This window comes from Sphingopyxis sp. BSNA05 (genome assembly GCF_013265645.1).
GTDB lineage: Bacteria > Pseudomonadota > Alphaproteobacteria > Sphingomonadales > Sphingomonadaceae > Parasphingorhabdus.
In genome coordinates this window covers 1-9,903 of record NZ_PYIA01000046.1, presented here as the reverse complement: position 1 = coordinate 9,903, position 9,903 = coordinate 1, and the positions used below count along the sequence as shown (strand labels likewise).

At 57.2% G+C, this 9,903-nt stretch carries 11 protein-coding genes and 1 pseudogene; 6 read left to right on the top strand and 6 right to left on the bottom strand.

From position 1 onward, the window contains the following. Positions 1-173: ATP-dependent Clp protease adaptor ClpS (locus C8024_RS05140; RefSeq protein ID WP_173203274.1), on the top strand; the 173-nt coding region annotated here is incomplete at its 5' end. A gap of 20 nt (positions 174-193) precedes the next feature. Then, positions 194-853, top strand: a complete 660-nt coding sequence (locus C8024_RS05135; RefSeq protein ID WP_100092404.1) for a DsbA family oxidoreductase — start codon at positions 194-196, stop codon at positions 851-853. 3 nt (positions 854-856) lie between these two features. Here the strand turns inward: C8024_RS05135 and C8024_RS05130 are convergent, their stop codons facing one another. The 5 genes from C8024_RS05130 to C8024_RS05110 form a co-directional block, all read right to left on the bottom strand. Further along, positions 857-1,240, bottom strand: coding sequence for a VOC family protein (locus C8024_RS05130; RefSeq protein WP_367947161.1), 384 nt, complete (start codon positions 1,238-1,240; stop codon positions 857-859). Then, entirely contained in the window at positions 1,161-2,087 is a 927-nt protein-coding gene (locus C8024_RS05125; protein ID WP_367947160.1) for a DUF1295 domain-containing protein, read from the bottom strand. Before C8024_RS05125 ends, C8024_RS05130 begins: the two co-directional genes overlap by 80 nt. Further along, positions 2,084-2,644 (bottom strand): lysophospholipid acyltransferase family protein, encoded by a 561-nt coding sequence (locus C8024_RS05120; protein ID WP_217272006.1) that lies wholly within the window; start codon positions 2,642-2,644, stop codon positions 2,084-2,086. Before C8024_RS05120 ends, C8024_RS05125 begins: the two co-directional genes overlap by 4 nt. A gap of 324 nt (positions 2,645-2,968) precedes the next feature. Then, positions 2,969-3,928, bottom strand: a complete 960-nt coding sequence (locus C8024_RS05115) for a cation diffusion facilitator family transporter (protein ID WP_100092408.1) — start codon at positions 3,926-3,928, stop codon at positions 2,969-2,971. Between the two features lie 125 nt (positions 3,929-4,053). Further along, positions 4,054-4,233: a PspC domain-containing protein gene (locus C8024_RS05110; RefSeq protein ID WP_100092409.1), complete on the bottom strand. Its 180-nt coding sequence runs from the start codon at positions 4,231-4,233 to the stop codon at positions 4,054-4,056. Positions 4,234-4,846: 613 nt separating this feature from the next. Between C8024_RS05110 and recF the strand changes: the two genes are divergently transcribed. From recF to C8024_RS22945, 3 genes and pseudogenes are all read left to right on the top strand, one after another. Then, complete coding sequence (recF, locus tag C8024_RS05105; protein WP_173203276.1) at positions 4,847-5,920, top strand: DNA replication/repair protein RecF; 1,074 nt, start codon at positions 4,847-4,849, stop codon at positions 5,918-5,920. A 123-nt stretch (positions 5,921-6,043) separates the two neighbouring features. Then, on the top strand, positions 6,044-6,688 hold the full coding sequence (locus C8024_RS05100) for a CHAP domain-containing protein (protein ID WP_367947159.1): 645 nt from the start codon (positions 6,044-6,046) through the stop codon (positions 6,686-6,688). 40 nt (positions 6,689-6,728) lie between these two features. Then, positions 6,729-7,079 (top strand): annotated as a pseudogene (locus C8024_RS22945) (molybdenum cofactor guanylyltransferase); the annotation flags it as partial. Positions 7,080-7,382: 303 nt separating this feature from the next. Here the strand turns inward: C8024_RS22945 and C8024_RS20960 are convergent. Further along, positions 7,383-7,649 carry a hypothetical protein gene (locus C8024_RS20960; protein WP_100092411.1) on the bottom strand — a complete coding sequence of 89 codons (267 nt, stop codon included), beginning with the start codon at positions 7,647-7,649 and terminating at the stop codon, positions 7,383-7,385. A gap of 199 nt (positions 7,650-7,848) precedes the next feature. Between C8024_RS20960 and C8024_RS05090 the strand changes: the two genes are divergently transcribed. After that, the gene (locus C8024_RS05090) at positions 7,849-9,279 is read left to right on the top strand and encodes an amidohydrolase (RefSeq protein WP_173203269.1); all 1,431 of its coding nucleotides are present in this window, start codon (positions 7,849-7,851) and stop codon (positions 9,277-9,279) included. Positions 9,280-9,903: the final 624 nt, after the last annotated feature.

Below are 9,903 nucleotides of genomic sequence, written 5' to 3'. Positions count from 1 at the left end.
TTTTCAACATGGACATCGATGAAGCCACGCGCGTCATGCTGCACGTGCACCAGAAAGGTGTCGGTGTCTGCGGAACGTTCAGCTACGAAGTTGCCGAAACCAAAGTCACGCAGGTGATGGACTTCGCGCGCAAGAACGAACATCCCCTGCAATGCACGCTTGAGAAAGCCTGAACACAATCAAGGAAAGCGCCATGTCCGAGACGCCAGTAATCACCGTGGATATCGTCTCCGATGTCGTTTGCCCCTGGTGCATCATCGGCTACAAGAAGCTTGAGAAAGCCATGGCCCGATTTGAAGGTCAGGCCCGCTTCGAACTGGCCTGGCACGCCTTTGAGCTGAACCCCTCCATGCCGCCGGAGGGTCAGGATATCGGCGAACATATGGCGCAGAAATATGGCGCCACGCCGGAGCAGAGCAAAGCCAACAGAGAGCGCCTGCGGAGCGCCGGCAGTGAGCTGGACTTCGAATTTCGTTACGGCGACAAGATGCGAATGGTGAATACCTTTGATGCGCACCGCTTGCTCCACTGGGCCGGCGAGACCGGCAAGCAGACCGCTCTGAAACTGGCTCTGTTCAAAGCGCATTTTACCGATGGCAGGGATGTCAGCGATCACGCGACTCTGGTCGACATCGCGGCATCGGTGGGACTGGACGAGAAACGTGCCCGTGACCTGCTCGGCTCTGATATGTTCGCAGAAGAGGTTCGGGCAGTGGAAGCGGAGTGGCAGGATCGCTTCATCACCGGCGTCCCCGCTTTCATCTTCAACAAGAAGTTCATGGTGCCCGGCGCTCAGGAAACCGATGTTTTTGCCAATATCATAGAGAACAAGCTGCTCAAAGAAGCCGCCTGAACGCTAGACTTCTTCCAGCAGTTCGATGACATTGCCGAACGGGTCCCGGCCGTAGATCGCCTTTTGCTGTCCGAAGTCGACAGGAGGCCCAACGAAGGTCATGCCGGCTTCGCTGAGCCGGGCATGTTCGGCTTCGATATCCTCGACAGCCAAGGCCATATGCGGATAACCGAGATCGGCGGGATTGCTACGCCGATCGCGTGGTTCGGGTCTGCTATACTGCCATAGCTCGAGACTGATGTTGGGGCCTTTCAGCATGGCCATTCTGGCTTCGAAACCGGGAAGGCCGACCGCCGCACCGGCCTTGTCATTGTCCGACGGGATGTCGCTGCGCCAGTCCAGCTCGAAGCCGATAACGTCTCGATAAAATGCGAGACCGGCCTCGATATCGGGTACCCCGATAGCGATATGGTGGACGCCCTTGATCATTTACCGGAGGACTTTCTCGGCGGCATCGGGAAAAACCCGGAGGTGCGCTCGATATAGCCTGCATAATCAGGCCGGTTCTTTTCAGGCTTTTCTCGAGCAGCGGCGCACCGCTCCATTTCATCAGCGTGAAGCTCAGGAACAACGGGCCGATCGCCGCAAGCCATACGGGCCAGCCCAGCGGCGCGGCGGCCAGCCAGATGCCCCACCATGCGCAAAAATCACCGAAATAATTGGGATGGCGCGTATATTTCCACAATCCGATATCCAGTACCATGCCCTTGCTGGCCGGATTGAACTTGAACGCCTTAAGTTGCATATCACCTACAGTTTCGAAAGCGATGCCTACGAGCGCTATTATCGCGCCGATGATCGACACAGTAGACAGGCCATCGGTGCCCGCCAGCAATATGCCGAGTTGCGCCGGAAGGCAGACGATGAACAGTAACGGTATTTGCATGGCCCAAGCCTTGAGCAGAGCGGCCTTGGCGAAGCTCATGCCCTGCTTCTCCATCGCGCGCCCCATTATCTTCTTATAGCGGGGATCAACACCTTCCTTGCGCCACCGCAGGAACAGATGGGTCCCCAGCCTTATCCCCCAGAGCGCTGTCAGCGCCCATATCGTATAGACTAGAGAACCCGGGGTTTCGGTCTGTATGAAAGATGCGCTGGCCATGATCGCCATGCCATAGGCCCAGAATGCGTCGATGAAGGATACGTCACGGATCCGTATCGATATCAACCACAAGAGGATCATGATGATGACCAGCAAGCCAAAGTTCAGCCCCAAAGCTTCAAGCACGTTCATCTGCCTTCTCCTTGTCCGTCTGCTTCACCTATGCCACCGGGTTCCGTCGATACAATATCGCGCATCGCCTTGTCGGGATATTTGGGTGTCACGCTATGATAAAAATCGCTCAGCTTCTGCATATCGGCTTTATAATCCCCCGATGGCATGAAGGACGGCCCCAGTCCTCCGGTTCGCTTTGAATAGTCCATCAGACCGATGATCAGCGGCACTTTCGCCTTGAGCGCTATATAATAGAATCCTGTCCGCCATTCCTTGACGCTGCCACGGGTTCCTTCGGGCGGGATTGTCAGCAGGAAGTCATCACGCCGGTTGAATTCCCTGACCATTGCGTCGACCATATTCTGCGATTTCGACCTGTTCACCGGAATACCCCCCAGGCGCCGCATCATGTCGCCCCAAGGTGGTTTGAATAACGTGTCCTTGCCGATCCAGTAGGATCTGATCTTGAGCTTGTTGATCAGACCGAAGAAATAGAGAAAGTCCCAGTTGCTCGTATGAGGGGCAGCAATGATTACCGCTTTTCGCGGAGGGGGTTTTCCTGGACCGCGGTCCATCCGTTGACCGTAAAGACGAAGACAGAAAATCGACGAACAATTTCCGACAGCCAGTTCGGTTTGATTTCGTCGTGCACACATCCTCCCACTCGCGGGATTGAGCGCCGCGTTTGTCCGGAGACCATAAGTCCATTTTCCGGCTACGCAACGAAAGATGTCCGTTGGTGCAATCGCCACAGCGCACCCGATGCGGAGATTTACCGTTCGTAACTTTCCTGTCGGGCAAAGAATGAACACGAACGGGGCGCCTTGTTCACTCCAAGTCAGATATTCTTTAGCGAAACCCGGATCTTTCCTACGCGGTATCAGGAGCTGCAAAGCACCTCAGTCGCGCCCGTGACAATCCGTATGGCACTGATCCGCCTCTTCATCCTCGAGTTCGATTTGAATAGTGATATGATGGATGGAAAATAATCTGTTCAATTCTTTCTGGACAGTGGCCAGGAAACCTTTGCCCGGGTGCCCCTCTGGCAGCACCAGATGGGCTGTCATCGCTGTCTCGCTCGTACTCATCGGCCAGATATGGAGATCGTGCACCGCCTGAACACCGGGCAAGGCTGTCAGATATGCCATCACTTCTTCCACATCGATATCGCGGGGCACGCCTGCAAGAGACATTCTCACAGCCTCGGACAATAGCCCCCATGTGCTCCAGAAGATCAGCGCCACGATCAGCAGGCTGATTAGCGGATCAATCCAGTTCAGCCCGCTGAAATAGATCGCAATGCCGCCAATCACCACTCCGGCCGACACACCAGCGTCAGCCATCATGTGGAGAAACGCACCCCGGATGTTGATATCTTCCTTCTGGCCACTGACGAACAGCATTGCGGTGCCAAAATTGATAACAATGCCAAGCGAAGCTACAATTACAACGGTGCTCGATGCAACCGGGCTAGGTGCGCTGAAGCGCTCGATCGCTTCCCATGCGATGGCACCGCAAGCGACCAGCAGAAAAAGTCCGTTGAGCAACGCAGCCAGTATCGATGATCCACCGAGGCCATATGTAAACCGCTTGCTGGGAGGACGTTTGGACAACTCAGCGCCGGCCCATGCAACGGCCAGACCGAGGACATCGGACAAATTGTGCCCGGCATCGGCCAAAAGCGCCATTGATCCGGCCAGCAGGCCGAATATGACTTCGACAATGATATATATGATGTTGAGCGAAATTCCGAGCGCGAAGGCGCGACTGAAATTGGTCGGCATATGGCCGTGCGCACCATGACGGTCGTGATGGCTATGGGTAAAATGGCCGTGGTTGTGATGATGACCTGCGGACATCTGCGCTCCGACTATTGCAATATGAATACTCAATCGTTCGATTACACGGATTAGCCAGAGCGGTCTATGGTTTTATACAATATTTTCCGTATGTTATATCATCCAGCGATGACCTGATGTCGAGATTAATCGACAATCAGACCGATCGCGAGATAGATGACGATCGCGGAACCGAAGCCGAATATGGTCGCGAGAACGAAGATGATACGCAAAAGATTTGCGTCCATTCCACTCCAGTTAGCCAAGCCGGAGCAGACGCCCATCAGCTTGCCATTGGCTTTGTCGAGTTTGAGTTTGTTCTTCATGGGTTGATTGCTTCCTTTTCTAGATGAGACTGGTTCCGGCCAGCTACCGGATGCGGACTCCGAGCCTTTGTTTTTCCGGCCATCAGATCACCACCGACGATGCATTGTTGATAGCCGGTAGGATACTGGCACCGACAAACAAAGCTGCTGAAACGGCTGCGGCGAAAGCGGCGGAAAATGAATTTTGGAGATCGAGTGACATGAGATGTGCTTTCCTAGAATATAGAGGGGGTTAAACGATGACCGAAGCGGCGTCGCTGACGGCCGGACCGACACTGGCGCTCACAAGAACGGCTGCAGAGAAAATAGCGGCTACGGCGGCGGAGATATTGCTGGAGACATTCGAGAACATTTTGATTTCCTTTCGACTTGAATTTGTTTTCGCATCCTTGCGATGATGCCAGATACTTTGCAGGACCCGTGCCAGTTTGCATTATTGTATATATTTCAATAGGTTGAATGAATTTCGCATTTTGCGCTCCCCTACACAAAACCTACAGTTGGCAATTTTTACTAAACTTTGGTGGAAGATTTTTCGTAATCGGACGAAACACGCCTCGCCGCCGAATTTGCTTCTCTTCGCTGTGGACGAAAGCTAGTGACCAGCCCTGTCATGGCCTTGTCACAGCTCACTCTGCACAATTTTCGGAACTACCCAGAGTTGCGTCTTAACGCCGTTCCCGGGTTCATGGTGTTCAGCGGCGCCAATGGGGCGGGCAAGACCAATATTCTGGAAGCAGTATCGCTGCTCGCGCCGGGCCGCGGCCTCAGACGCGCCTCACTGCGTGATATTGCGAGACAGGGCGGCCCGGGCGATTTCGCCGTCGCCGCCCAACTGGATGATGTACATCTGGGAAGTGGTACCAGTGTAGATGCACCCGAACGCCGCAAAACCCGAATCAACGAAGCAGCTGTCCCAACCAATGATCTGGCGGAGTGGCTTTCGATATTATGGCTAACTCCGGCAATGGACCGGCTGTTCACCGAGGGCGCTTCGGGGCGCCGCAATTTTCTTGACCGGCTCGTGACCGCACTGGAGCCTGCCCATGCCCGGAACAGCGCCCGATATGAAGCGGCGCGACGCGAACGCAACCGGCTGCTCGCCGACGCTTATCCCGCAGACAAAGATTGGATGGACGGCCTGGATGCGCAACTTGCACAATTCGGCTCACTCGTCGCAGAAGCTCGGGTCCGGATGATATCCGCCCTAAACCAGCGTCTGGGACAATCGGATGGCCAGATATTTGCCACACCTGTCGTGGATCTGGCGGACGGGCAGTTACACAGCGAGGACCAACTCCGCCAGATGCTGCAGCATAATCGGGCGGTCGACCGCGCAGCCGGTCGAACCACCAGAGGCCCGCATCGCACCGACCTCAACGTATTCCATTCCGCCAAGCAGCAGCCGGCCGAAAAATGCTCGACCGGCGAACAAAAAGCCTTGCTGTTCTCGATCATCCTGGCGCACGCGGATCTGATCGCCGAGCGACGCGACAGACGTCCGGTCTTGCTGCTCGACGAAGTCGCCGCCCATCTTGATCCTCAGCGCCGGGCAGCTCTGTTCGGCAAGCTCGCGGAGCGCGGTGGACAGGTCTGGCTTACCGGCACCGAACCCGACCTGTTCAGAGATATTCCCGGCGATGCGCTGCATTTCGAGGTGTCGGATGGGACCGTTACCCGACGGTAGGGATGCCGTGAGTGCCGAATATGGTTTACGTGTTGTTCACCATGGTCATTAGCTTTCGCTTTTTGCCCCAGCGCTATGCCTCGCTTGATGGATTCAAAGACTCTTAAAGACTTGTTGATCACAGTGCGTAACGCAATCATTCCGATCCTGCTGGCTTTGCAGGCGCTGATGATGCCCGCTCCGGCTCATGCGAACGACTATCTGCAATGTGTCCCTTTCGCCCGCGAGCTCAGCGGCATTCGTATCTATGGCGATGCCCACAGCTGGTGGGATCAGGCGGAAGGCCATTACCCACGCGGGACAATGCCGGCTGAGGGTGCGGTGCTGTCGCTGCCCAGCCATGGCTCGATGCGGCTGGGACATGTTGCAGTGGTCCGGGAAATTGTCGATGACCGCACGATCCTGATCAGCCACGCCAACTGGTCGCCTATCAATGGCCGCCGTGGCCAGATCGAACGTCGGGTCGCCGCCCGCGACGTTTCTGAAAATAACGACTGGAGCAAGGTCCGCATCTGGTACGCGCCGATCGGCAAGCTTGGCACCACGGCCTTCCCGGTGAACGGCTTCATTTACCCTGCGAAGCCGGAGCGGCAGGCCGGCCGGCAATGGGCCTCGTCGAGCGCCCGACATAGCAGTCGCCGGCCCAGCCGCCCTTTGTTCGACGGCAAATTGAAAACCGAACTTGCCAGATCCGCCAATCAGGAACAGCCGCCCGCCACGGAAGCCAGAGACCTGATCGGGGAATTGCTGGACAGAGTGGGCAGCTGAGTCCAGATTGAAGCAATATGCTTCAGCCGGACCCTTGCCAATGATCGCCCACCCGTCTTCCTGCCTTGTCATCCTCGCTGGCGGCCGGTCGACCCGCATGGGTAGCGACAAGGCAGTCATCCATTTTGAAGGGCAACGGCTGATCGACAGACTGGTCGACAGATATAGCGGCATTGCAGACCGGATGCTGCTTTCGGCGCGTCAGGATTACGGCACCGGGCTGCCCGTCATCAGCGATGACCCGGATGCCCCGGACGGTCCGGTCGGCGCGATCTTCTCGATCGCGGCCCGTCTGGAAGAGCTGGAGCCAGCGATCGGCGGCTTTGTCACCGTCCCGGTCGACGCCCCGCATGCTCCCGCAGATCTGATCGAGCGGCTTCCGGCGAGCGGCAGCTGTGCCGTTGCCAAGGACCGGCAGCGCAAGCATCCGACCTTTGCCTATTGGCGCTGCGATAGCGTCAATGCCGTCCGAACCACCTGCGAGCCCGGTGAACGAGCACCGTCATTGCAATGGCTGGCCCAAGAATGTAATGCAATATCAGTGACTTGGGACGACCCACAAGGGTTCATCAACATCAACCGTCCGGAAGACCTGGCCGCGGCCACAGGCATCAAAAAGCCGGCGCTTGAGGAGAAGCACCGGCTTTCTTGGGCAGTGACAATCACTGCAGAATTTTATCGGGCGATGCTGCGCCTAGTCGAGACGACGGATTTCCGTCTTCGTCAGGCTGGTAACCAGCTTGCCGTCGGTGTTGGACAGGGTCGAGGCTTCGATACGACGTACCTTGCCTTTGTAGATGACCAGAAGATCGCCGGAGTCCAGCACCCGGTTGACTTTGGCAACGCTGGCGCCGGTGGCGTCAAACAGCCGGTCGTTGCGTTCTGCTTCGGCAGCGGATGCAGCCGGAACGGTGAAGGACAGTGCGGTCGCCGCGAGGATGAGGGAGGATAGTTTACGCATGGTTTAACTCCAGTGGTTTTGAACTTGTGGAGCAACTATGGCCGGGGGATTTTAAGTTGCAATATGAAATGCTGCACCTGCGAGTTGCATTTTTGCAATTGACCGTAAAACACGTGCAAAAAGTGGAACCACAAGCCTGTTGCCCCCTCGTGCCGCTTGTGCGATCCTCTACCCAATTTGCTAGTCCTATGAGGTTTTCATGATCCGATATGCCGTAACGCTCGCCCTGGCGACTCTTCCTGCAGCCACGCAGGCCCAGCAAGAGGACGTGATGGCGGATATATCCGCGCTGATCGATGCCCGGTCTGCAGAATCGGCGCAGACCGCCCGGCAGCTTTGGGAATGGGCGGAAGTCGGCTATCAGGAACAGAAGTCCAGCGCGCTGCTGCAGGACCAGCTGCGAGCCCATGGATTTGAGATTACCGCCGGAGTTGCCGATATCCCGACCGCCTTCATCGCCGAATATGGCAGCGACGGGCCGGTGATCGCGATACTGGCGGAATATGATGCGCTGCCCGGGATCAACCAGGACGCCCTCGCCACCCCCAGCCCGATTGACGGCAAGACCGCCGCCCATGCCTGCGGCCATAATCTGTTTGCTGCCGGATCGCTGGAGGCCGCCATCGCGGTGAGCAAATGGCTGAAACAGAGCGGCACGCCGGGACGCGTCCGGCTCTACGGGACGCCAGCCGAAGAAGGCGGCAGCGGCAAGGTCTATATGGTCCGCGCCGGCCTGTTCAACGATGTCGACATCGCGCTCCACTGGCACGCCGCTGACGAGAATTCCGCTGCCGCCCGCACGACGCTGGCCAACCGCTCGGCCAAATTCCGTTTCCGCGGCGTCTCCGCCCATGCCGCCGGCGCCCCGGACAAGGCCCGCTCGGCGCTGGATGGGGTCGAGGCTTTCAACATGATGATCAACATGATGCGCGAACATGTGCCGCAGCAGTCTCGGATCCATTATGTGATCACCGAAGGCGGTACCGCGCCCAATGTTGTGCCCGACTTTGCCGAAGTCTTTTACTATGTCCGCCACCCCGATCCGGCCGAGGTCGACGCGATCTGGGCCCGGCTGGAAGATGCGGCGCGCGGCGCGGCGATGGGCACCGGCACCAAGGTCGACTGGGAAGTGATCCACGGCAATAATCCGCTGCTGGTCAACGAGCCGCTGGCGAAGATGATGGACGCCAAATTGCGCCAGGTCGGCGGCGTCACCTATACGGCGGCAGAACAGCAGTTTGCCGAGGGCATCTATGCCAGCTTTGATAAGCCGGGCCTGAAATTGGGCAGCCAGCAAGAGATTCAGCCTTATAATGTATCGCTCGGCTATGGTTCGACCGATGTCGGCGATGTCTCCTACGCAACGCCGACCGTCGGCTTGCGCACCGCGACATGGGTGCCCGGCACGTCCGCGCACAGTTGGCAATCTTCTGCAGCGAGCGGCATGTCGATCGGCTTCAAGGGCACCCAGATTGCGGCCAAGACGCTGACCCTGGCGGCGATCGAGCTCTACACCAATCCCGAGCTGCGCGCCGAGGCCAAGGCCGAGTTCGACAAGGCGCGGGGGCCGAATTATCAATATAAATCGCTGCTCGGTGACCGCGATCCGCCGCTGGATTACCGGAAATAATCGGGGCGCGTGAAGCGGTTTCATGATGAGAGACTAGGTCATAAGGCCGGGTGTAGGACAGCCTGGTTTGGGTGCTTTGCGAATAAACGCGCAGTTCCTTTGTTCGGGGCCTTTATCGGACTCGCGCGAAGACGCGAAGCCGCAAAGCGATTGTGCGGTTTCTTTAAACTCTTCGCGGCTTTGTGGCTTTGTGCGCGCCTGACCATTTTTGGGCGCGCGCCGCAAACTTTACACAGACGTCTGCTTTTGTTTTCTGTGACTTTTGCTCCAAAGCCGCAAATTTCCTGGCTTTTCTGGCCTCCAACCTTGCGCCTAGTGTAACCTTTCAAATCGCTGCGGAATCCGGAGCGCTTGATCCATGCGCGCGCGGGAGGGTCTTCCGCTTATGCGGATTGTCAAAGAGCCTGTCCCGAGTCTGCCAAAGGACCGGCAAAGAATAGGCGATTAAGGCGAATGTAGGAAAGCGCTATTCCCGACGGAATACGAGACTCCTCAAATCCGACACGTCGGAGGGCCCGCTAAAATTCAAGGCAGGTCGCGCAGGGTAGCGATATAGCAGGTGCCGTCTTCACCCGTCTGGCAGTCGAGCTCTGCCTTAGCTGTCGCAGCAAAAGCATCAAGAAA

What these genes read in the sequence shown, in the direction of transcription:
- recF (WP_173203276.1), top strand. Translation starts at nt 4,847, where the DNA reads ATGGCCTTGTCACAGCTCACTCTGCACAATTTTCGGAACTACCCAGAG.
- C8024_RS20960 (WP_100092411.1), bottom strand. Translation starts at nt 7,649, where the DNA reads ATGCGTAAACTATCCTCCCTCATCCTCGCGGCGACCGCACTGTCCTTC.
- C8024_RS05110 (WP_100092409.1), bottom strand. Translation starts at nt 4,233, where the DNA reads ATGAAGAACAAACTCAAACTCGACAAAGCCAATGGCAAGCTGATGGGC.
- C8024_RS05115 (WP_100092408.1), bottom strand. Translation starts at nt 3,928, where the DNA reads ATGTCCGCAGGTCATCATCACAACCACGGCCATTTTACCCATAGCCAT.
- C8024_RS05135 (WP_100092404.1), top strand. Translation starts at nt 194, where the DNA reads ATGTCCGAGACGCCAGTAATCACCGTGGATATCGTCTCCGATGTCGTT.
- C8024_RS05125 (WP_367947160.1), bottom strand. Translation starts at nt 2,087, where the DNA reads ATGAACGTGCTTGAAGCTTTGGGGCTGAACTTTGGCTTGCTGGTCATC.
- C8024_RS05090 (WP_173203269.1), top strand. Translation starts at nt 7,849, where the DNA reads ATGATCCGATATGCCGTAACGCTCGCCCTGGCGACTCTTCCTGCAGCC.
- C8024_RS05120 (WP_217272006.1), bottom strand. Translation starts at nt 2,644, where the DNA reads ATGGACCGCGGTCCAGGAAAACCCCCTCCGCGAAAAGCGGTAATCATT.